Annotated in this window: 20 protein-coding genes; 14 read left to right on the top strand and 6 right to left on the bottom strand. The window is 69.7% G+C overall.

What is annotated here, in order from left to right:
• Window positions 1–81: 81 nt before the first annotated feature.
• From AB0L21_RS13720 to AB0L21_RS13680, 9 genes are all read left to right on the top strand, one after another.
• Complete coding sequence (locus tag AB0L21_RS13720; protein WP_365699164.1) at window positions 82–324, top strand: acyl carrier protein; 243 nt, start codon at window positions 82–84, stop codon at window positions 322–324.
• Entirely contained in the window at window positions 321–1,559 is a 1,239-nt protein-coding gene (locus AB0L21_RS13715) for a beta-ketoacyl-[acyl-carrier-protein] synthase family protein (RefSeq protein WP_365784030.1), read from the top strand. The genes AB0L21_RS13720 and AB0L21_RS13715 overlap by 4 nt, the downstream gene beginning before the upstream one ends.
• Window positions 1,556–2,269 (top strand): 3-oxoacyl-ACP reductase FabG, encoded by a 714-nt coding sequence (fabG, locus tag AB0L21_RS13710; protein ID WP_365699166.1) that lies wholly within the window; start codon window positions 1,556–1,558, stop codon window positions 2,267–2,269. The genes AB0L21_RS13715 and fabG overlap by 4 nt, the downstream gene beginning before the upstream one ends.
• Window positions 2,270–2,303: 34 nt before the next feature.
• Window positions 2,304–3,287, top strand: coding sequence for a ketoacyl-ACP synthase III (locus AB0L21_RS13705; RefSeq protein WP_365699167.1), 984 nt, complete (start codon window positions 2,304–2,306; stop codon window positions 3,285–3,287).
• A gap of 16 nt (window positions 3,288–3,303) precedes the next feature.
• Window positions 3,304–4,047 carry an SDR family oxidoreductase gene (locus AB0L21_RS13700; RefSeq protein WP_365699168.1) on the top strand — a complete coding sequence of 248 codons (744 nt, stop codon included), beginning with the start codon at window positions 3,304–3,306 and terminating at the stop codon, window positions 4,045–4,047.
• Entirely contained in the window at window positions 4,047–4,751 is a 705-nt protein-coding gene (locus AB0L21_RS13695; protein WP_365784028.1) for an HAD-IB family hydrolase, read from the top strand. Before AB0L21_RS13700 ends, AB0L21_RS13695 begins: the two co-directional genes overlap by 1 nt.
• A 137-nt stretch (window positions 4,752–4,888) precedes the next feature.
• Window positions 4,889–6,481: an MFS transporter gene (locus AB0L21_RS13690; protein WP_365784026.1), complete on the top strand. Its 1,593-nt coding sequence runs from the start codon at window positions 4,889–4,891 to the stop codon at window positions 6,479–6,481.
• The gene (locus AB0L21_RS13685; protein ID WP_365784024.1) at window positions 6,478–8,142 is read left to right on the top strand and encodes an FAD-dependent monooxygenase; all 1,665 of its coding nucleotides are present in this window, start codon (window positions 6,478–6,480) and stop codon (window positions 8,140–8,142) included. Before AB0L21_RS13690 ends, AB0L21_RS13685 begins: the two co-directional genes overlap by 4 nt.
• An 18-nt stretch (window positions 8,143–8,160) precedes the next feature.
• The gene (locus AB0L21_RS13680; RefSeq protein WP_365699172.1) at window positions 8,161–8,550 is read left to right on the top strand and encodes a PPOX class F420-dependent oxidoreductase; all 390 of its coding nucleotides are present in this window, start codon (window positions 8,161–8,163) and stop codon (window positions 8,548–8,550) included.
• A 46-nt stretch (window positions 8,551–8,596) separates the two neighbouring features.
• Here the strand turns inward: AB0L21_RS13680 and AB0L21_RS13675 are convergent, their stop codons facing one another.
• The 3 genes from AB0L21_RS13675 to AB0L21_RS13665 form a co-directional block, all read right to left on the bottom strand.
• Window positions 8,597–9,901 (bottom strand): MFS transporter, encoded by a 1,305-nt coding sequence (locus tag AB0L21_RS13675; protein WP_365699173.1) that lies wholly within the window; start codon window positions 9,899–9,901, stop codon window positions 8,597–8,599.
• A complete protein-coding gene (locus AB0L21_RS13670) occupies window positions 9,898–13,299 on the bottom strand; it encodes a BTAD domain-containing putative transcriptional regulator (protein ID WP_365784022.1) in 3,402 nt (1,133 codons plus the stop codon). Before AB0L21_RS13670 ends, AB0L21_RS13675 begins: the two co-directional genes overlap by 4 nt.
• Before the next feature lie 105 nt (window positions 13,300–13,404).
• Window positions 13,405–14,361 carry an alpha/beta fold hydrolase gene (locus tag AB0L21_RS13665; protein ID WP_365784021.1) on the bottom strand — a complete coding sequence of 319 codons (957 nt, stop codon included), beginning with the start codon at window positions 14,359–14,361 and terminating at the stop codon, window positions 13,405–13,407.
• Window positions 14,362–14,425: 64 nt separating this feature from the next.
• Between AB0L21_RS13665 and AB0L21_RS13660 the strand changes: the two genes are divergently transcribed.
• Window positions 14,426–14,959: an isochorismatase family cysteine hydrolase gene (locus AB0L21_RS13660; RefSeq protein ID WP_365699176.1), complete on the top strand. Its 534-nt coding sequence runs from the start codon at window positions 14,426–14,428 to the stop codon at window positions 14,957–14,959.
• Between the two features lie 276 nt (window positions 14,960–15,235).
• Here AB0L21_RS13660 and AB0L21_RS13655 read toward each other — a convergent pair whose 3' ends face one another.
• On the bottom strand, window positions 15,236–16,201 hold the full coding sequence (locus tag AB0L21_RS13655) for an aldo/keto reductase (protein ID WP_365699177.1): 966 nt from the start codon (window positions 16,199–16,201) through the stop codon (window positions 15,236–15,238).
• Window positions 16,202–17,039: 838 nt separating this feature from the next.
• Entirely contained in the window at window positions 17,040–17,999 is a 960-nt protein-coding gene (locus tag AB0L21_RS13650; protein ID WP_365699178.1) for an aldo/keto reductase, read from the bottom strand.
• 110 nt (window positions 18,000–18,109) lie between these two features.
• Here AB0L21_RS13650 and AB0L21_RS13645 point away from each other — a divergent pair, with 110 nt between their 5' ends.
• Together AB0L21_RS13645 and AB0L21_RS13640 are read left to right on the top strand one after the other, a co-directional pair.
• The gene (locus tag AB0L21_RS13645; protein ID WP_365699179.1) at window positions 18,110–18,559 is read left to right on the top strand and encodes a hotdog fold thioesterase; all 450 of its coding nucleotides are present in this window, start codon (window positions 18,110–18,112) and stop codon (window positions 18,557–18,559) included.
• Window positions 18,560–18,600: 41 nt separating this feature from the next.
• On the top strand, window positions 18,601–19,086 hold the full coding sequence (locus AB0L21_RS13640) for a MarR family transcriptional regulator (RefSeq protein WP_365699180.1): 486 nt from the start codon (window positions 18,601–18,603) through the stop codon (window positions 19,084–19,086).
• Window positions 19,087–19,144: 58 nt separating this feature from the next.
• Here AB0L21_RS13640 and AB0L21_RS13635 read toward each other — a convergent pair whose 3' ends face one another.
• Window positions 19,145–20,173 (bottom strand): ketoacyl-ACP synthase III family protein, encoded by a 1,029-nt coding sequence (locus AB0L21_RS13635; RefSeq protein ID WP_365784019.1) that lies wholly within the window; start codon window positions 20,171–20,173, stop codon window positions 19,145–19,147.
• 86 nt (window positions 20,174–20,259) lie between these two features.
• Here AB0L21_RS13635 and AB0L21_RS13630 point away from each other — a divergent pair, with 86 nt between their 5' ends.
• Together AB0L21_RS13630 and AB0L21_RS13625 are read left to right on the top strand one after the other, a co-directional pair.
• Window positions 20,260–21,063 (top strand): enoyl-CoA hydratase-related protein, encoded by an 804-nt coding sequence (locus AB0L21_RS13630; RefSeq protein ID WP_365699182.1) that lies wholly within the window; start codon window positions 20,260–20,262, stop codon window positions 21,061–21,063.
• 218 nt (window positions 21,064–21,281) lie between these two features.
• On the top strand, window positions 21,282–22,175 hold the full coding sequence (locus AB0L21_RS13625; protein WP_365784017.1) for a glycosyltransferase: 894 nt from the start codon (window positions 21,282–21,284) through the stop codon (window positions 22,173–22,175).
• Window positions 22,176–22,303: the final 128 nt, after the last annotated feature.

The raw sequence follows: 22,303 nt of genomic DNA, 5'->3' as shown, positions 1-22,303 counted from the left end.
GCCGGACAACCGGTCCGGCCGAGTCCGAGAAACCGCCTCGGCAGCGAACTGCCCAGGCGACCCATTCACAGGAGAACCGATATGAGCAACACCCAGGAGCGCTTCTACTCCCTGCTGAGCGCGAAGCTCGGTGTGGAGACCGAGTCGCTCACCGAGGACACCACCCTCGAATCCCTCGACCTCGATTCGCTGCTCATCGTCGAACTGAGCGTTGCGGTGGAGAAGGAGTTCGGTGTGGTGCTCGATGAGACGCAGCTCGCGCCCGAGCGCACCGTCGGCGATGTTCTCGGCGCTCTCGACCACGAGCTCAAGGCGGCTTCGTGACCGAGGTGCGCAGCCGAAGGTTCGATGTGGCCGTTACCGGTCTGGGGCTTGTGACCCCGGCTGGAATCGGCGTCAAGGCGAACCTGGACGGGATCTGGGACGGCCGGTCCACCGCGAGCAGGAGCCCGGAACTGGCGGGACTGGCCGTTGACTTCTCCTGTCGCGTCGACGACTTCGACGCGGCTGCCGAACTCGGCCGGCGCACGATGCTGCGGATGGACCGGGTCAGCCAGCTCGGCGTCACCGCGGCACGGCAGGCTGTGGCGGACGCCGGTCTCGATCCGCGGTCGTGGGAGGGCGCCCGGGTCGCGGTGGTGATCGGTACCTCGTTCGGCGGCTCGGCGAGCTTCGAACGCGAGCATGAGACGTACCTGCAGAGTGGGCCCACGGTGGTCTCCCCGCAGCTCATGGTGACGGCGCCGGTCAACATGACGGCCGGACACATCGCCATGGACTGCCAGGCGCTGGGCCCGAACCAGGTGGTCTCGACCGCCTGTGCCTCAGGTACCACCGCAATCGGTCTCGGGCGCATGTTGCTGCAGGCCGGGGTCTGTGACGTCGTGCTGGCCGGCGGCTCCGAGGCGGCGCTCACCCGCACCGGCATGGCCAGCCTGCACAAGATGGGCGCGCTTTCCCGGCGTACCGGGGACCCGGCAGCCGCTTCCCGCCCCTTCGACGCCGATCGGGACGGCTTCGTCGCCGGTGAGGGCGCCGGTGTCCTGGTACTCGAGCGCATGGCTGACGCACGCGCCAGGGGGGCCAGGATCCGCGCCAGGATCAGCGGCTTCGGAGCCTCAGCCGACGGTTACCACGCCTCTGCCCCCCACCCGACGGGGGACGGTGCGGAACGGGCGATGCGGGCAGCGCTGGCCGACGCCTGCCTCGACCCGGCAGAGGTGGCTCACGTCAACGCGCACGGTACGTCCACCCCGAAGAACGACATCACTGAGGCGGGCGTCATCCGCCGGGTCATCGGCGATCACCCCCTGGTGACCTCCACCAAGGGAGTGGTCGGCCACCTGATCGGTGCGGCCGGAGCGGTCGAGGCCGCGTACACGGTGCTGGCGGTGGAGCAGGGGTCGGTACCGCCGACGGCGAACCTGGAGCGTGTCGATCCCCAGGTGGAGGTGGACGTGGTCGCGGGCCGGCCCCGCACGGCGGCCATCGGCGCGGCGATGTCGAACTCCTTCGGCTTCGGGGGACAGAACGCCGTCGTGGTGGTGACCGCAGCATGACGCGAACCGGCCGTTCCGTCCTGGTGACCGGGGGCAACCGCGGTATCGGCCTCGCCATCGCCCAGGATCTGGCCGCACAGGGCGACCGCGTGGCGGTTACTTACCGCACCGCCGCGCCGCCACCCGGTCTGTACGGGGTGGCCTGCGACCTCACCGATCCGGACGCGGTGGCACGGCTGTTCGAGAAGGTGACCGCGGAGCAGGGTCCGGTAGAGGTGCTGGTGGCCAACGCGGGCATCATCCGGGACGCGCTCCTGCTGTCCATGAGCGATCAGGACGTGGACGAGGTGCTGGACACCAACCTCCGCGCGGTGATCCGTGTCGTCAAGCACGCGTCCCGGCAGATGCTCGCCGAGCGTTGGGGGCGTCTGGTCCTGGTCTCCTCCTCCGCGGCGTTCACTGGCTCCCCGGGACAGACCAACTACGCGGCGGCCAAAGCCGGCCTGGTCGGTCTGGCCCGTTCGCTGGCCTGGGAACTGGGCCCGCGTGGGATCACCGTCAACGTGGTGTCCCCCGGCCTGATCGACACCGAGATGACGCGCGACCTGAGTAAGGCCCGGCGCGAGCAGTTCCTCAGCCGGACTCCACTGGGAAGGCCCGGCACGGTGGAGGAAGTGGCCGCCGCCGTCCGGTTCCTGGCGAGTGCTGAGGCCGGATACCTGACCGGCGCTGTGGTGCCGGTCAGCGGCGGACTCGGCATGGGCATATGACAACCCGTCAGCGACAAGGACAAAAGGCTGATAAATGGCAATCGGCGTGATATCCATCGGCGCTCACCTTCCCGAACGTGTTGTGTCCAACCGTGAGATCGCTGCCTGGGCGAACACCACGGAGCAGTGGGTCGCCGAACGGACGGGCGTCCTGGAGCGCCGTTACGCTGCGGATGACGAGGCGACGTCCGACCTGGCTCTCCCCGCCGCGCGCGCGGCGCTCGAGGCGGCCGGTCCGGAGGCCAGAGACAGGCTCGCCGCCCTGATCGTGGCCACCTGCACCCCCGACCACCCGCAGCCTTCGACGGCGGCTGTCGTACAGGCCGGACTCGGCCTTCCGGCCCTGCCCGCCTTCGACGTCAACGCGGTGTGCAGCGGCTTCCTCTACGCGCTCACCGTCGCCAAGGCCCTGCTCGACGGTCAGCCCGGCCAGAACGCACTGGTGGTCGGAGCGGACGTCTTCTCACGGATCATGGACCGCGGCGACCGCAGGACGGTCAGTCTCTTCGGCGACGGTGCGGGCGCGGTCGTGCTCGGCCCCGTGCCGGAGGGCTACGGAATCCATGGCAGCACGCTGCTGGCCAACGGCGAGCTGCACGACTACGTGAAGGTCGCGGCCGGCGGCAGCCGTACCCCGCTGGACGAGCGGGCCCGCAGGGCGGGCGAGCATCTTTTCCGGATGGACGGCAGGGCCGTTCGGGAGTACGCGATGACCACCTTGCACAAGGTGGTCGGCCAGGCCCTCGCGGAGTGCGGCGCCCACATCGGGGACGTGGACCGGTTCGTCTTCCATCAGGCCAACACCCGGCTGCTGGAGTCCTTCGCGGCCGAGGCCGGGATCGACCGGGACAAGGTCGCCCTCACCGCGCCCAGTCTGGGCAACACGGCGGGCGCCTCCGTACCGCTGACGCTGCACCACACCAACCGCACCCGGCCCCTGGAACGCGGAGAGCGTGTCCTGCTGGCCTCCATCGGCGGTGGGATGACGGCCGGGGCCACCCTCATGACCTGGTACTGAGGAAGGAATGACACACATGAGGCTTGACGGAACGTCCGCCATCATCACAGGTGGCACGCGGGGCCTCGGCCGTGCCATCGCGGCGAGCTTCCTCGCCGAGGGCGCGAACGTCATCTGCGCCGCCCGGAACCAGTACGACGTGAAAGAGCTGATCGACCGATATCCGGGGCGCGCTCGCTACCAGTACGCCGATGTCACCGACGAGGGCTCGGTGGCGGAGCTGACGGAGTCGGCACTGGCGGCCTTCGGCCGGATCGACGTGCTGGTCAACAACGCGGGGGTCAGTCGCGACGGCAGCATCAGCAGGCTCTCGGTGGCGGACTGGAACGCCACCGTCGCCACCAACCTCAACGGCGTCTTCCTGTGCACCCGCGCGGCGATCCGGCCGATGCAGGAGCAGGGCGGCGGCCGGATCATCAACCTTTCGTCCTGTGTGGCCAGCCGGGCCGTGGTCGGCGCGGCTGCCTACAGTGCCAGCAAGGCCGCCGTGGAGATGTTCACCCGGGCATCGGCTCTCGAACTGGCTCCCAAGGGCATCACTGTCAACTGCCTGTCGCCCGGCTACATCGACGAGGGTATGGGCAAGAAGGTCGCGGCCGACGACCGGATCTGGGACAGCTACCGCAAGCGTCTGCTCTCCGGGCGCCTGGGGCGGCCGGAGGAAGTGGGGGCGGCTGCCGTCTTCCTCGCCGCCTCGGACAGCTCCTACGTGAACGGACACGTGCTGGAGGTCAACGGCGGCCTGATGTGGGCCGCCTGATGACCTCCTCTCCTCCCGTGGTGGCCTTCTTCGACGTCGACGAGACACTGGTCGCGATGAAAAGCCCGTTCGCACTGCTGCGCCACCGACTGCGCGAACAGGGCGACCTGGACGGCTCGAGGTACCGCGCCGAGGTCCGGCCGATGCTCGAGTTCGCCGCACGGGGTGGCGAACCCGCGGAGGTGAGCGCGATGTTCTACCGCTCCCTCGCCGGCGTCCCGTGGAGCGAGCTGCAGAGCCAGGGCCGTGTCTGGTACACGCAGCTGCGTGGCCAGGGGGTGCCGTTCGTCGAAGCCACGCTGCGGGAACTGCGGCACCATCAGCGCCAGGGGCATGTCACCGTGGCGGTCTCGGGCGCCTGGTCCGCGAGCCTGCGGCCGATGGCCGAGGACCTGGGTGTCGACCAGGTGCTGTGCACCGAGCCCGAGGTGGACGAGGCCGGGCTGCTGACCGGACGGATCGCGCGGGCGATGTTCGGCCCGGCCAAGGGAGCCGCGGTGCGCACCGTCCTCGCGGCTCAAGGCGCTGTGGCAGAACAGTGCTTCGCGTACGCCGACGACCCGAGTGATCTCGACATGCTCCGTCTGGTGGGCCGGCCCACCATCGTCGGGAGCCACCCCGTGCTCGCCGCAGTGGCGGCCGAGCAGGGGTGGCGGGTGTTGCCCAACGCGCTGGTGCCCGGTACCGAGCGGATTCCCGTCTGACCGTTCCGCCCGGTCGCCGACATCACCCAACCTCCTTTCTTCAAGTAGGGCTCACCCTAGTATCAGGGTTCTGATATATAGTTCTGTCCTGTCAACCGGATCCACCGTCTGTCACCTATGGAGGGAATGCAGCTCTCATGAGCACAGCGACCTCGGGCCGCACCACGAAACGGCCCACGATCATCCTTGCCGCGGTGTGCGTGGCCGTCCTGATCCTCCCCGCATCGCTTACCGGCAGCTCGGTGGCTCTGCCTGACATCGCGTCCAACCTGGACGCCGGCCTCGTTCCGCTGCAGTGGGTGGTGAACGCCTACAACCTCGCCTTCGCCTCCTTCATGCTGGCCTGCGGCTCGCTGGCGGACATCGTCGGCCGCCGACGGATGTTCGCCATCGGAACGGCCGTGTTCGCCCTCGCCTCGCTGGGCAGTGGCCTGTCCGGCGACGTGCTGCTGCTCGACGTGCTGCGCGGCGTGGCCGGTCTGGGCGCCGCCGCGGTGATGACCAGCGGCTGCGCGATCCTGGCCACCACCTTCGAAGGGGCCGCCCTCGGCCGGGCCTTCGCGGTCCTCGGCTCCTCGGCGGGCGCGGGCCTGGCACTCGGCCCCTCTCTGTCCGGTCTCCTGGTCGGCACGCTGGGCTGGCGGTGGGTGTTCCTGGCCCACGCCGTCGTCGCGGCCGTGGTCCTGCTGGCTCTGCCCGCGATCCCGGAGTCCCGCAACAGTGAGGGCGCCCGTGTCGACTGGTGGGGCACCGTCACCTTCACCGCCAGCCTCTTCCTCCTGATGCTGGGTGTGGTCCAGGGACCACAGATCGGCTGGGCCAGCGCCGAGGTGATCGCCCTGTTCGTGGGCGCGGTGCTGCTGATCGCTCTGTTCACCGTCGTCGAGAGCCGCCAGGCGCATCCCATGTTCGACCTGGCGCTTTTCCGGCAATCCCGTTTCCTGGCCGTCTGCCTGCTTCCCGTGGCCATCGCCTTCGGCTTCGTCTGCCTGCTGGTGCTGCTGCCCTCGTGGTTCAGCGGGGCCAACGGGCAGTCGGCGGACGCCGCCGGCGCGACCATGATGCTGCTCACCCTCCCGGTGCTGGTGGTGCCGCTCGGCGTCAACCGGCTCGTGAAGCGGGGCATGTCGACCCGCGCCGTCCTCAGCCTCAGCCTGCTCCTGGTCGCCCTCGGCGGCGCTTGGCTCACCGTGCTGCACCCGGGCATCCCCACCTGGCAGCTGGCCGGTCCGCTGCTGCTGATCGGCATCGGGATGGGCTTCTCGGCGGGCCTGATCGACGGCGTCGCGGTCACCTCGGTCGCTCCCGAACGCGCCGGTATGGCCGCGGGCATGTTCAACACCATGCGGCTGGCCGGTGAAGCGGTCGCCATCACGGTGATGAGCACCGTGATGGTCTCGCTCCTCCAGAGCCGGGTGGCACAGGGCCTGCACGACTACGGACGTCCGTCGTCCGACGCGGCCGGCCTGGCCAACCGGGTCGCCAGCGGCGACCTGACCGGTGCCGCCCACAGCGCCGCTCCCGAACTGCGCGACCGCTTCAGCGGCTTCCTCGCCGACAGCTACACCGGAGCCATGCACTCCGTTCTGTGGCTGCTGGCCGCGATCTGCGCCGTCACGACGGTCGTCGTGTACCTGATGCTGCGGGACCCTCAGGAGGCGACCACCGACGCGCCGACTGCCGAGGACACGGTCGAGGACCCCACCGCCCAGGAGACGACGGTCGTATGACAACCCGTGACCAGCGTCCCGTCCTGGTGGTCGGTGCGGGGCCATCCGGCCTCACCGCCGCTGTCGAACTGACCCGCCGCGGTGTGCCGGTCCGCTGTGTGGACCGCGCCGAAGGCCCGAGCATGTCGACGAAGGCGCTCGGAGTATGGCCCCGCACCCTGGAACTGTTGCGCAGGATGGGAGCCGACGAGCAGATACGGCGACGGATCCTGCCACAGCGGGCCATGCGGTACTACTCCGACGGCCGGGTGATCGCCGACCTGCGCTTCCGGGACCCGAGTGTGCAACCGGTCTGCCTGCCGCAGCCGGATGTCGAGACCATGCTGCGTGACGCCTTGACCGCCGCCGGCGGACAGGTGATGTGGGGCACCGAACTGGTCGGGTTCCAGCAGGACGGGTCGGCGGTCAAGGCGCTGCTGCGCGGCCCTGACGGGGTCGAGCGGACCGAGGAGTTCTCCTGGGTGGTGGGCGCCGACGGCGCGCGCAGCCGGGTCCGAGGGCAGCTGGACATCAGCTTCGAAGGCGCCACCCACGAACTCTCCTTTGTGGTGGCCGACATCGAGCTCGACGGCCCGCTGGAGCCGGACGTCACCCACTATTTCTGTTCGCCGCGCGGCATTCTGGTCACGTGTGGGCTGCCCTCCGGACGGTTCAGGGTCTTCACCTCGGCGCCGCCCGGACTCCGGCGCGACGAGGTGGACCTGGCAGCGGTCCAGCGGCTGGTCGACGAGCGAGGCCCTGGCGGCCTTCGGCTACGGGACCCGGACTGGATCAGTGTCTTCTCCGTGCACTCCCGGCATGCGGAGCGCACCCGCGAAGGGCGGGCCTTCCTCCTGGGCGACGCCGCGCACATCCACAGTCCGGCAGGCGGTCAGGGGCTGAACACCGGCGTGGCCGACGCGCACAACCTGGCGTGGAAGCTGGCCCTGTGCTGGCACGGCCACTGCGATGCGACGCTGCTGGACAGCTTCGAGAGCGAGCGCGGGCAGGTGGCCCGGACCGCCATCAAACAGGCAGAGGTACAGACCCGGATCTGGCTGCTGAACAAACCTCATCAGGTCGCCCTGCGGGACAACGCGCTACGGGTCGCCTCCGCGCTGCGCCTCTTCCACCTCGACTACCTGCCCTGGCTGGCCGGGCAGCGGACGGTCTACACGCAGCCGGGTCCCCGGCGCCGGCGGCTCTCCCTCCCAGCGGGACGTCCGTGGCCCGGCTCCGGGGGGTTCATCCAGGGCGGCCTCGTCCCCCAGAGGCAGATCTGGGACACGACCGGCTCCCGGCGGATGCCCCTGCGCGCAGCCCTCTCGGACCTCCGGCACACGCTCCTGATCCATGGCAACGGGGCATTCGGCGCGGAAGCCGCCCGGCTGGCGGCCTGGGCCGTCGACCACTGTGGCGAGGTGGTCGAGGTTCAGATACTGGACACACGCGCCGAGAGGCTGCGGCGGTGGGCCCCCGGCCGGCATGGAGCGGCCCGGGGCCCGGACAACGCCCGCATCGCCCTGGTCCGGCCGGACGGAATCGCGGACCTGGTGTGTTCCGCGCGCGACTCCTGGCGCGTACGGCGGCGGTTGGAGCAGCTTTTCGCCCCGCTGCTCACGTCCGCCGGGACTGTGGCGCCCGCGTCACCGGCCCCTGACTCCCTGACCGAAGTCCACTGACATCCCCCGGAGAACATGATGTCGATCATTCCCGAGAGCCACCGCGACCTGCTGGAGCGCCCCCTTTTCGCGCACCTGGCCACCATCAGGCCGGACAACACGCCGCAGGTGAACCCCATGTGGTTCAGCTGGGACGGCGAGTACCTGTACTTCACCAACACCACGACCCGGTACAAGTACCGTAACGTGACCCACAATCCGGTCGTCTCCGTGTCCATCAACGACCCCGAGCAGCCGTATCGCTACCTGGAGATCCGCGGCACTGTCGAGCGCATCGACCCGGATTCCGAGGGTGCCTTCTTCCTGCGGCTCGCCGACCGGTACAAGCTCACGTTCGACGGGCCGCCTGCCGACGCGGAGCACCGGGTGGTGTACGTGGTCCGCCCCACCGGGACGAGCAAGCAGTGAGCAGGAGTCCCGGCCGCGGGCCGGCATCGCCCGCCGCGGACGCGCGTCAGGTGTCCTCGACGGTGGTGAGGTCCGTGCGGCTCTCCCCCCGGTAGCGGAGGAAGAAGACCGTGCTGATCGCAGAGAGCCCCGAGATGTACCACGGATACCAGGCGGCGTGGCCGTGGGTGGCGAGGTACTCGCTCAGGTAGGGCGCCGTACCGCCGCACAGCGCCACCGTCAGCGCGTACGGCAGCCCCACGCCGCTGGACCGGAGCGATGTCGGAAACATCTGCAGTGTCGCCGACGGCGCGGCTGTCGCGTAGCACCCGAACAGCAGCAGCGCCGCCGTCATCACCGTGAACAGCCGCACGGCCGATCCGGACACGGTCGCGAAAAGGAGCGGGGTCAGGCAGACGAACCCGCCGCCGAACGCCACCAGCAGGGGCCGCTGGCCGAATCGGTCGGCGGCCATCCCGAGCAGCGGCAGGGCGGCGATGAAGAGCACCTGCGCGCCGACGGCGGCCCAGAGCGCGGCGTTCGCCGTCACGCCGTGGTGGACCTGGGCGTACAGCGGCATGTAGGAGGCGAAGGTGTAGTAGACAACGGTCGCCCCCACGGAGAATCCGGCCACTCGGAGGACCTGGCGGGGGTGCGAGCGCAGCACCTGCCACGCCGGATTGCGCCGGCGTTCGCGGGCCGCGTCGAAGACGGGTGTCTCGGGCAGGCGGCGGCGCAGCTGCCAGCCGTACAGGGCGAGCAGGGCACCGAGGGCGAACGGAACGCGCCACCCCCAGTCACCCAACTGACCCGGCGTGAGCGTGTTGTTCAGCAACAGCGCAAGGAGCGTGGCCGCGAGCGTGCCGAGCGTGGTGCTGATGTAGATGGCACTGGAATACAACCCGCGGCGGTGGGCCGGCGCGCTCTCGTTCACGTAGGTGCTCATCGCTGTGCCCTCGCCGCCCGCGGACAGTCCTTGCAGCGCCCTGGCCACCACCAGCAGCGTCGGGGACAGCACGCCGGCCGTCCTGTGGGCCGGGGTGAGCGCGATCAGGAGGCTGCCTCCCGCCATCATCAGCAACGACAGCCGCAACGCCGAGCTGCGACCGTGACGGTCACAGTAGGCACCGATCAGCAGCCCGCCGATCGGCCGGAACAGGAAACCGACGGCGAACACCGACAAGGTCTGCAGGACGTTCGTGGTCGCGTCGCCCGCGGGGAAGAACTGCGGGCCGAGTACCGCGGCGAACGTCACGTAAGCGGTCCAGTCGAACCACTCCATGGCATTGCCGATGGAAGCGATCAGCGTCTGGCGCAGGCCGCCGCCCCGTGTCGTGGTGCGCACTGCGGCCGCCGGAGCAGCGGTGTTCACGATGCCGTCCTCTCGTGGTCCGATGGCGTGCCCAGTCGTGCCCGCAGACCGTCGTCCACGGTGACGCCGATGTCGGTGAAGGTGTTCAGCGCCCTGGTCCAGTGCACGCGCGCCCGCGCCTGGTCGCCGTCGAGTGCGGCGACCGTGCCGAGGACCTCCTCGGCTTTGGCGACGTTCAGGCGTTGCGCGCTCGGCTGTGACAGGCCGAGCGCCTGCCGTGCGCACTCCTCGGCCCGGCCCGGGTCGCTCAGGCTCAAGTAGTGCTGGGCCAGCTCCAGAAGGACCTTGCTGCGGGCCATCCTGTTCGCGCTGGAGTCGGCCAGCGAGCGCGCCGCCTCCGCCTTCCCGGTGGCATCGTGGCGGCCCAGGAGTCCGTCGGTGACGGCCAGGCGCGCCAGGGCGTACGCCTCGCCGTCGACGTAACCGATCTGCCGGGCCGCGTCGAGCGCCGTGGCCGCGTACCGAGCTGATTCCTGCGGTGAGCCCAGGCTTTCGCTGATGGCCGACAGCAGACACAGCGTCTCGACCTCGTAGGTGCGGTCACCGCATTCCTGGAAGGAACTCAGCGCCCGCTGTGCCGCGTCGTACGCGTTCTCGTACCGGCCGACGTCCAGGTCGATCAGGGCGAGCCCGTACAGCGAGATGCTCCGGTCATAGGAGGAGTCAATGGATTCGGACACCTCGAGCGCCTGCCTGAAATAGGACCGCGCCCGGGTCAGCTCCCCGGTGGCCTGATGCACCAGGCCCAGGGTCCGCAGGCTGGAAGAGCTGATGTGGTGCAGGCCGAGTCCGCCGGCAGTGGCCAGTGAAGCGGTGAGGAACTCGGTCGCGCCGTCCATGTCACCCCGCGTCCAGTGGATGAAGCCCAGCACTCCCTGGGCGGTGGCCTCCAGGCGTGGTGAAAGGATGGCGTGTGCGATGTCGAGTGCCTGCTGCGCGGCCTTCTGCGCTCGGCCTCCCCGGCCCAGGCTGAGGTGGGCGAGACTCATGTTGTTCAGCGTGGCCGCGACCTCTTCGGCCATGCCCAGCCGGTCGTGCAGCGCGAGGCTTCTTTCCTGATGCGCGATCGCCCACTCGTAGTCGCCCAGCGTGTTGTAGAGGTTGGCGAGGCTTCGGTGCATCGCTGCGATCCCGCGCTCGTCGGCGAGGGACTCGGCGGCGGCAAGGGCGGTGCGAGTGGTCTCGCGCCACTCGGTGCGGTACTTGCCCGTCCAGAAGAAGCCCCGCAGTGCGTCGGCGATGTGCCAGGAGAGGTAGTGCGGTCCGTGCGTGCCGAAGTGGCGTACGCAGGCCATCAGATTGCGTCGCTCGGCCAGCAGCCACGCCATCGAGTGGCTCTCGTCATAGTGCTGAGGCGCATCGAACGCGGGCTTGGGCGCCGCGGGTTCCGTGAGCCGCACGAACTCCGAGTAGAGGACGTCGGCCGCGGCACAGGCGCCCGCGAGGTACCACCGGCCGAGCCGTTCGAGGGCCTCGGCCCGTTCCGGCTCGGGGTGCTCTTCGACGGCGCGGTCCTGGGCGTACTCGCGCAGCAGGTCATGGAACTGGTACCGGCCGGGGGCGGGTTGCTGCAGGAGGCTCGCCATCTCCAGACGGCTCAGAGCGGCCCGGGCCTGCGCCTCGCTGATGTCGGCGAGGACCGAGACAGCGGCGGAGGTGAAGTCGGCGCCGGGGAAGAGTCCCGCGAGCCGGAAGACCACCCGGTCGTCCGGTGCCAGGGCGTAGTAGGACAGGGCGATGGCGGTCGAGACGGCAGACGTGGTGCCGCCGTCGACGGACAGGGCGGCCAGGCGGCTGCCGCGCCGCAGACTCTCCAGGTAGGCCTCGATGTGCCCGCCTGGAGCACCGATGAGGTTGGCCGCGGCGATCCGTAGCGCCAGCGGCAGGCACGAGCACAGTGCCGTCACTTCCCGTACCACGTCCGGATCGATCGTCACCGCGGCTTGCCGCATCATTCCGGTGACCAGGTCGATGGACTCGCGCCGGCTGAGCGTGCCGACCTGGATCAGCTGGGCTCCGTGCGTGACCACGAGGGAGCGCAGCTGCCGTCTGCTGGTGATCAGTACGGAACAGCCCCCGTCACCTGGGATGAGCGGGACCACCTGATCGGCACTGGAGGCGTTGTCCAGCACCACCAGGACCTTCTTCCCGGTCAGCTTCGACCGGTAGAGGTTGGCCTGTTCCACGGGGTCGACCGGTATGCGCTCCGCGGGCACCCCGAGTGCGCGGAGGAACTGCGAGAGCACCTGCTCGGTCGGCAGGGGCACGCGCGTACCGCCTTGCTCATAGCCGCTCAGATTCACATACAACTGCCCGTCCGAGAACGCCGGCCGTACTCGTCTGCCGATGCACACGGCGAGATCTGTCTTCCCCACCCCGGGCGGTCCCGACAGCACGACGACGGGAACGCAGGCGCGCCCGGACACGGGCGGAAGCACGGTCGCGACGCGGTCGATGATGTCCTCGCGGCCCACGAAACCCGTGGCCAGAGGAGGGAGTTGGGCGGGGACCGGGACGGCTTCGCCTCCGGTGGCGCCCGGACCGTCCGGAGCCGTCAGCGCCGGATCCGATTCGAGAATGCCGGTGTGCACGGCACGCAGCCTCTCGCCCGGCTCGATACCGAGCTGCTCGACCAGTTGCCGGCGCGCTTGCTGGTAGACGTCCAGAGCCTCCGCCTGCCGCCCCGAGCGGTAGAGGGCCAGCATCAGCATGCTCCAGAAGTTCTCCCGCAGCGGGTTGTCGATCGCCGCGGCGCGTAGCTCCCGCACCAGTTGCGCGTGCTTGCCGAGCTGGAGTTCCGTCTCGAAGTACGCCTCCAGCGCGGCCAGTCGCTCGTCCTCCAGGGACCGGCATTCGTCCTGGTGCAGGGAGCTCGACGGGATGTCCTCCAGTGCCGTGCCCCGCCAGGTGGCGAGCGCGTCGTCCAGCAGGCGGGACCGTTCCTCGAGCTCCTCCGACTGCCGGGCCATCAGGACCAGGCCGCGGAAGCGCTGGAGGTCCAGCTCGCCCTCAGGGACATCGACCCGATACCCACCGGCTGCCGTCTCCAGGGGGAGGGCGTCGCCGAGCAGCAGCCGCAGCCGGCGTACGTATGTGTGCAACGTTCCGCGGGGATTGGACGGCTTTCGCTCGTCCCAGAGCCATTCCGCGAGGCGGTCGTTGCTCACGACCGTTCCGCTCCGTAGCAGCAGCGCGGCCAGTAGGACCCGGAGCTTGCCGGACTCTAATGCCAATTCTTTACCTGAAATTGATATAGAGAGCGGTCCCAGGATCCCGTAGTTGTTCTCGGAAACCGATGTCGTGGTGTCATGCGGCGATATGGTTTTCGCTTCAGCCACGCAGCTTGCCTTCCCCCGTTGACCTGCTTGCGCACGACTTCGGCACGCATTCGGCGTCATTGCCGGAGATGCGTGCTATGAAATGTCCAAAGTCGTGTGCATGTCATAGTAGTCGATGCCATCTTCCGCCCCAGGATTGCCTTGAAGGGGCCCAGGTGATGTTTCTCACCGTCTCGGAATTGGCGGTTGTTCGCGGAGCCCTTCGTCGGCACGTGGTCTGGAAGGCCGTGGGCGGGTTGTCCGGTCGCCGCCGGCCGGAGGCCACGACCGCCGCAGGTGGTCGACGATCAGTGCGCTGATCATGGAAGACCAGTGCGGCGGGAAGATGTGTCCCATGCCGGCGATCCGCCGAAGCCGTGCCCGCGGAATCGCCCGGTGCAGTGCCTCGCCGTGTTCCAGAGGGAAGACCGGGTCCTGCTCACCGTGCACGACGAGCGTCGGCACGTCGAGTGCGGTGATGCGGCTGGTGAGTGGGGGCGTGCGATCCATCGCCGTCACGTGGCGCCCGGAGGTGTCGGGCTCACAGCTGCGTGCCGCCACGCGCTCGACCAGGTCCTCCCAGTAGACCCGGTCGAACAGTGCGGCCGGCCCGACCAGCGTCCGCCAGCCTTCGACCGCCGTGGCCCGGCGCTCCCTCGGCGCGGTCGGGGGTGATGACCTGTCCCGCGCGGTCCGCTCGGACACCGGCTGCCGCGGGCCCGGTCGTGCGGAGCGCGGGGACGGTCGCGTGTCGGCGTTCGCATGCGGAGAACTGGACAGCAGCACCAGGGAACGCACCAGCTCGGGCCGGCCGAGGGCGAGCAGCAGGGAGACCATTCCTCCCGCAGACTGGCCCACCACGTGGGCCGGGCCCGTGCGGAGCCCGGAGATCACCGCCGCGGCGTCCGCGGCCATCGTCGTCAGGTCGTACTCGTCGGCGGACTTGCCGGACCTCCCGGTGTCGCGGTGGTCGTAGCGCACGACGTAGTACCCGGCCGCCGCAAGCAGTCGGCACAGTTCGTCCGGCCACACGATGCCCGGCGCCGTGGCGCCCATCACCAGCAACACTGCGGGATCACAGCGGTTGCCGAACGTCTCCACCCACAGGATCAGACCGTCCTGCGTCGTGATTGACCTCTCCACTGACCTGAATTTTCCCTTGGTAGTGTGCGGCGGACGCGTTCATCCGTCCCAGGGGGAGCCCACCATGACCCGCGCGCGCACGGCACTCATCCTGATCGATCTGCAACGGTGGATCGTGGACATGCCCTGGCGTCCGGTGAGCGGAGACACCGTGGTCGACGCCTGTGCGACGCTGCGTGAGCACTTCGCGACCGAGGACTCCTCGTCCGTCGTCCTCGTCCGGTACGTCCGCGCCGACGGCGCCGACGGCGGCGTCGCCGCGGCCCCCAACCACCTGGTTCCCGGTTTCGCCCCTCGTGCGGGGGAGCACGTGGTGACGAAACACGGCCTCGACGCGTTCGAGGACACCGACCTCCACGACCACCTGCGCCAGGCGGGCGTCACGAAGATCGTCCTGGCCGGTCTGTCCACAGCCCACGGCGTCGCGTCCACCGCGGTGACCGCGCTGCGCCTCGGTTACGAGGTGGTCGTCGTCTCCGACGCCACCGCCAGCGAGAGCGACGCGCAGCATCGCGAGGCACTCGACCGGCTGACCGCGCTCGGTGCGCGCAGCGGCCTGGTCGGCGACCTCGTGACCGCGGCGGCCACCGGAAGCTGACGCCGCGACGGGCGTGGAACCGCGAGGCCGCCGCTGAACCGGTGTGCTAGGTCCTGTCGTCAAACTCCCGTCGTCCGCCCGGAGGGCGGGCCGTGCGTGCATGGCGTCACGCGGCAGACGGGAGTTTGACGACAGGGCCTAGCGCCCGCCGTGGGTCCCATGGCGGGCGTGGGGCGATGCCCGACGTCCGCCGACGGGGCCGTCCATCGAGGCGGCGCGCGGGTGCCACGTAATGCGTCCGGGGCCGCGGACGCGGTGGCGTTCGTGCCCATGTGCTCAGTACCTGCTGCCGACCGGGGCGGGCAGCGTGTCCAGATCCGCGAGATCCTCCTCGGTCAATACGACGTCCGCCGAGGCCAGATTCTCCCGCAGGTAGCGGGAGTTCTTCGTGCCGGGTATGGGCACGACCCGTTCCCCCTGGGCGAGGGTCCAGGCGATGGCCACCTGGGCGGGAGTGATCGACCGGCGGTCGGCGACTTCCCGGATCCCGTCGACGATGCGCTGGTTCGCCTCCATCGCGGCACGGTCGAAACGCGGGTTGGCCGCCCGGAAATCGCTGCTCTCGAACTGGCCGGCGCGCAGGGTCCCGGAGAGAAAGCCGCGTCCCAGGGGCGCGAAGGGGATGAAGCTCGCCCCCACGCTCTCGCACCAGCCGACCATGCCACCCGACACGTCGTCCAGCGCGTCACGGGTCCACAGCGAGAGTTCGGACTGCACCGCCGTCACGGGGTGGATCGCGTGAGCCTCACGGGCCTGTGCGACAGTTGCCTCGGACAGGCCGAGCCAGCGCACGGTGCCCCGTTCGACGAGTTCGGCCATGGCGGACCACGTCTCCCCTAACGGCACCGCGGGGTCGATCCGGTGGACGTAATACAGGTCGATGACGTCGGTGTTCAGGCGCCGCAGACTGGCCTCGACGGCCTTGCGCAGATAGGCCGGGGAGTTGTCGCGGTGGGCTGCCCGCAGCTGGAGGTCCTCCAGGACGATCCCGAACTTCGTCGCGACGACGGCCTCTTCCCGTCGCCCCGCGATGGCCCTGCCCAGGAGTGTCTCGTTGTGTCCCGCGCCGTAGAGGTCGGCCGTGTCCAGCAGGTTCCCGCCGAGGTCCAAAGCCTCGTTGATGACCCGGACGGACCGCTCATCGTCGCGGGAGGACTCCTGGTAGAGCCAGCTCATGCCCATACAGCCGAGGCCGATGCTACCGACCTTGACTCCCGTGTTGCCCAGACTCCTCAGGCGCACCTTTCTCCTTCTCCTTCCAGACAGCTGCTAGGACGAGTACGGCGTCGCACGCCGAACCCTGGGTCACGGACCGACGATGACCTTGCGACCGGCCGAGTCGCCGAGCCGGTGGCGGCACCGAGGCCGCCGGCGGTGAACGGCGTGCCGCCGGCCGTCGGCGCGACCAGGTCGCGGCGCGGCGCCGACGCCGTGAAGTCCGCTTCGACGACGCCTGAGCCGGCGGTGCCCGGTGGCGTCGGGGCCGAGGTGCCCGCGGCCGTTCGCGCGGGCTCGGACCGCTCCTGTGCGGGGGATGCCGCGTCGGCCGCCACGACAGCGTGCCGCACCCCCGTCGAGGGGCCAGGACGCGCGGCCGGCTCGTTGCGCCGGCCCTCAGCCGGCCCGACCGCGCCGGATCGGTGATCGTGGGTCTCAGGGCGGCGCCGGCACCTCCGCGTGGGGCCGTCCCGAGGTGCCGTCGCCCGGAACACCGCCACGACACCCCGTACACGATCACCGTCGGACACTGGATCTCTTTCCCTCCGCAGTCGGCCCCGGGCCTACGGAGATCGCGTGGGCGTCTCCTCGGCGTCACCCGCCGAAACGGCTCCGGCCATCTGTCCGGTACCGGCCGTCGCCCGGCGGACTCGTCGTCTCCGGGGCGGTGAGGAATCAAGCCAGAGGAAAGAGCGCCTTATCGGCACGGTGCCTGCCGTGCCGTTGTTCTCGCGGCGACATTCCGGATGGAGCCTCACGTCCGGGGTGGACGAAGAGCAAAGGTAGCCAAGCCACCTTTCGTCCTGCTGTCAGAACCTGTAAGTGGCCGCGGTCCTGCCGGGAAAGCGAGGCCGGAGTGCGTTCAGTAACGCGTGCCGACAGCCGCCGGAATACCCGACAGTGCCGCCATGGCAGCCTCGTCGAGTTCTGCCCCGGCCGCACCGACGTTCTCCTCGAGGTAACGAATCTTCTTCGTACCCGGAATCACCACCACATGCCGGCCCTGAGCGAGCACCCAGGCCAGCGATACCTGGGCCGGAGTGAGGTTCAGGCGTTCGGCCACCTGCCGCAGCCGGTCGACGATCGCCAGGTTCGCGGCCAGAGCCTGGGGCTGGAAGCGCGGCAGCCTGTGGCGGCCGTCCAGCTCCGGGAGGTCGGCGGCGGAGTTGATCTGCCCGGAAAGGAAGCCCCGCCCGAGCGGTGAGAAAGCGATGAGAGCGATGTCCTGCTCGCGGCAGTACTCCAAGACCCCTGATTCGATCGCGTCCCGGCTCCACAGGGACAGCTCGCTCTGCACGGACGCCACGGGGTGTACGGCCTGCGCCCGCCGGATGTCCTCGACCGACACCTCGGAGAGACCGATGGCACGTACCTTGCCTTCCCGGACCAACTCCGCCATGGCGCCCCAGCTCTCCTCGACGGGGACGGCTGGATCCACCCGGTGCAACTGGTAGAGGTCGACATGGTCGACGCCCAAGCGCCGAAGACTGGCCTCGCAGGCACTGCGCAGGTACTCCGGCCTCCCGTCACGGTGGCTGGCGTACGTCTTCGGGTCGTCCACCACCAGACCGCCCTTGGTCGCCAGGACGACCTCGTCCCGTCGGCCGCGCAGCGCCCGGCCGACCAGGGCCTCATTGGTGAACGGGCCGTACATGTCCGCGGTGTCGATCAGGGTGCAGCCCAAGTCGACAGCACGGCGGATGACGTCCACGGAGGCCGTGTCGTCCCGCCCCAGCTCGTCGTAAGCCCAGGACATGCCCATGCAGCCCAGACCCACGACGCCGACCTCGGGGCCTGAAGTCCCCAGCATGGTGCCGCGCATCAGCGGTCTCTCCCTCTCTTCGGCGGAGCCGTCACAGTACACAGGCTCGATATCGACCGCTACCATATGACAGAACACGTATAACTACTTCAACGATCATGGAGAGTCAGATGACGCAGCCGGCGGCGTCCCTGGGGCCGGTCCCGGTCCTCCCCAACTACGTGGACGAACAGCTGGTGACGCGGATGGGGATCGAGATCCTCACCTGTCGCCCTGATCTCGTCGTGGGCACCATGCCGGTGAAGGGCAACCGGCAACCGATCGGGATCATGCACGGCGGCGCCAACGCGGTCCTCGCGGAGACACTCGGCTCGCTCGCCGCGTGGGTGCACGCCGGACCGGACAGGATCATCGTCGGTCAGGAACTCTCCTGCACCCATCACCGCGCGGTGCGCTCCGGCCTGGTGAAGGGCGTCTGCCGTCCGCTGCACGTGGGCCGCGGTGTGGCCACTTACGAGATCGTCATCTGTGACGAGCAGGAACGGCGGGCCTGCACCGCCAGGCTCACCTGCGTACTCCCTCCGCGTCGGCCGCAGCAGCGCGGCCAAGGGGCTTCGTAGGCTAAGGGGATTCGTAGGCTACTTTATGCGAGACTACTGATATGGCGGACACCAGAGTGACAAAGCATGCCTCGGATTCTCCTTCACCCGTGACGGCAGTGGTTGCCAATAGGCTCGGCAACACCATCAAGCGGGCCGAACAGGCATTGATCTCACGCAAGACCCAGGTACTGCGCCAGTTCGACCTGACCGTTCCCCGGTATTCCGTACTCCTGTTGCTCTCCCTCTTCCCAGGGGGAATGTCGGCCGCACAGCTGGCCAGGGAGAGCATGGTGACACCGCAGACGATGTCGACGGTGCTCGCCAACCTGGAGAAGCGCGGCTGGATGGAGCGCGAACCTTCCCAGCTCCACCAGAAGGTCATTGTCAATAAGCTCACCAAGGCCGGCCGCGCCGTACTGAAGAAGGCGGACAAGGAGGCGCTGCGCGTCGAGGACGAGCTTCGCGCCGCATTCACCGCAGCGGAGCTGGAGCAGTTCGAGGACTACCTGGAGCGGGCCATCAGGACGCTGGGCGAGACGCACTGAACCGGGTGGCTCCCGCGGCGAGCCACCCGGTCCCGTGACGCTTTGGCGCCTCCGCCGCTCAGGCGGCGCTCACCAGCAGGCACGACCAGGTGAACCCGGCCCCCGCACTCACCACCAAGGCGAACTCACCCGGCGCCAGCCGGCGCTCCGCGTGCAGTTCGGCCAGGCTGGCAGCGGCGTCGCCTGCGCCCAAGTGCCCCGTGTCCCCGCCCAGCGTCAGTATCTCGGCCGTCAGCATCCTGCGAAGGGCGGGTGCATAGGCGAGGTCGATGGTTTTCGCGCCCAGCCGGGGAGGAACGACATACCGCAGCCGCGGACTGTCGGACGCCAGCCCCGCGGCGGCGAGGCAGCGCTCCACGACCACTGCCAGGCTTTCGCCGCTGGCTTTGGTGAACGCCTCCATGCCCTCTCGTTCCAGGAAGGCCTTCTTCGTGCGGCGCATGTCGACCCGATCGCTCACGGAGCGCGGCATCAGTCCGAACGGGTCGCGGCCACGATGCATCCGTTCCAGTTGCGGCGCGGCGACGGTGGTCACCGCGTGCAGCAGCAGCTCCGCGGGACGCTCTTGCGGGGAGTGCAGCAGCAGGGCGGTGGCGCCATCCCCGTAGGCGATCCCGTAGTCCCCGCGCCAGCGGTCGAAACCCGGTGCGGCGAAGCGGTCCGCTGTGGTGACCAGCGCGTACCGGAGGGCGGGGTCGGTCAGCAGCCGGGCGACGCCCACCTCGACAGCCGCCGCCCCGCCGTTGCAGACCTGCTGGACACCCAGAGGTTCGGCGTGTCGAGCGCCCAGCTGATCGGCGATGTAGTGGGGAGGTGACCAGAGATCGTGCCCCTGGTAGTACATCCAGGCGTGCAGCACCATGCCCAGCTCGGCCGGTGCGGTACCGGTGCTCTCCAGAGCCGCGCGTGCGGCCCGTACCGCCATCTCGGGAGCGGCCTCGCCGGACACCGGCAGCGCCGCATAGCCGAGTTCTGCGGCGGTCTCCGCCTCCACCAGACCTTGCTCGACGGCCTGCCGGGCGGTCTGGCGTTCTTCGGGAATCCACGTGCTCAGGCCTGACAGGCCCAGCGGGCTCGGTAGTCGCACAGCAATGCTCCGCTCATCAGCAGGGCCTTCATGATAAGCAGATCATTGAGTGGAGTCAGTAGGCTGTCAATCGAGAGGCGGACCCCATGGCCGGTACGGCGGGCATAGAAACAGAGACCAAGGGCTTGGTGCGGACGATCACCTTCGCCCGCCCCGAGCGCCGTAATGGCATGGATCTGTCCATGTTCGGCGCCTACTACGACGCCCTGGCCGAGGCCGAGGCCGACGACGAAGTCCGCGCCATCGTCGTCACGGGCGCGCGCAGCAGCTTTTGCTCGGGGGCGACCCCGGACCTGCTCGCCCGACTTGCCGGGTCGGCGACGAAAGAGAGCCACGCCGAAGACGGCTTGGACTCGGTTCTGGGGCACCCGGCGCATCTTCCGCTGACCATGGGGACGCCCTTGATCGCGGCGATCAACGGCAGCGCGGCGGGCCTCGGCCTCGTCCACGCGTTGTTCGCCGACGTCCGGTTCATGGCACATGAGGCGCAGGTCTCCGCTGTCTTCAGCCGGTTCGGCCTGATAGCCGAGTACGGGGCGGCCTGGTTGCTGCCACGGATCGTCGGCGTGGGCAACGCGATGGACATGCTGCTCTCCTCCAGGGCGGTGGGCGCGGAGGAGGCCCTGCGGATCGGCCTGGTACAGCACACCGCACCGCGCGGCGAGGTGCTGGCAGCCGCCCAGGAATACGCCCGCGAACTGGCCGAATCCTGTTCCCCGACGTCCATGGCCGTCATCAAGCGCCAGATCCTGAACGGCCTGCTCATGCCCGCGGCTGATGCTGTGGCCGAATCCGTCTCCCTGATGCGGGAATCCTTCGAACGTCCGGACTTCCCCGAGGCCATGGCCGCGTTGCGGGAGCGCCGAAAGCCGGCTTTCGGGCCTCGGTAGTCCACCGCCCCGCGCAGGCACCCGCCCACCACTGCGGTTCGGGGAGCGAACCCGTCACCGCTCGCGGAGGGAAGAACGCAGCGACAAAACCGGATCAAAGGGGCGGCAAAGTGGAGCCGTGCCAGGTGAACCCCCGCCCCTGAGGCAACATCTTGGTGAACGGCGGGCAGCGCGCGGCCGGAGCGCACTGCCGCCGTCGGCCGGATGGGGTGAGGGACGTGGGGGAACCGAGGATCGCCGTCGCCGTGGTGACCATGGGCAACCGGCCCGCCGAGGTCGACGCCCTGCTGGAGTCCGTGGCCAAGCAGGACCTCGCCCCCGCCCGCATCGTGATCGTCGGCAACGGCTGCCGGCTGCCCGAGTTCGCCCACCGGCTGTCCCTGCCCGGCGAGGTCACCACCATCGACGTCGGGGAGAACCTCGGCTGCCCGGGCGGCCGGAACGTCGCCCTCGCCCGGCTGCGGGAGTTCGGGGACGTCGACGTCGTCGTGGAACTGGACGACGACGGGCTGCTCGTCGACCCCGACGTGCTGCGCCGGGTGCGTGACCTGTACGCCGCCGATCCACGCCTCGGCATCGTCGGCTTCCGCATCGCCGACGAGCGGGGCGAGACCCAGCAGCGGCATGTGCCGAGGATCGGCACGTCCGATCCGCTGCGCGGTGGCTACGTCACCGGCTTCCTCGGCGGCGGACACGCCCTGCGCATGGCCATGCTGGCCGAGACCGGGGACTGGCCCGCCGAGTTCTTCTTCGCGCACGAGGAGACCGACCTGGCCTGGCGGGCCGCCGACGCCGGCTGGAAGATCCTGTACGCCCCGGAACTGCTCCTCCAGCACCCCAAGACCTCACCGGCCCGGCACGCCATCTACTACCGGGTCAACGCCCGCAACCGGGTCTGGCTCGTCCGGCGCCGGCTGCCGCTGCCGCTCGTCCCGGTGCACCTCGGGGTGTGGACGCTCCTCACCCTCGCCCGCACGCGTTCCCCGGCGGGGCTCAAGGCCTGGTTCGGCGGGTTCGCGGAAGGGCTGCGGGAGCCGGCCGGTGAGCGGCGGCCGATGCGCTGGCGGACGGTGTGGCGGCTGACCCGGCTGGGGCGCCCGCCGGTGATCTGAGCCCAGGAGGCCAAGGCGGCCTGGGAAACCCAGGAAACCCAGGAAGCCCAGGAAGCTCAGGAAGCTCAGGAAGCCTGGGAAGCCAGGAAGAGAAACGGGACGGGGCCCCGGTCGTTCACCTCCGCCGG

The sequence above is a fragment of the Streptomyces sp. NPDC052721 genome (genome assembly GCF_040678315.1).
GTDB lineage: Bacteria > Actinomycetota > Actinomycetes > Streptomycetales > Streptomycetaceae > Streptomyces.
This window is presented reverse-complemented; position numbering and strand designations above follow the sequence as displayed.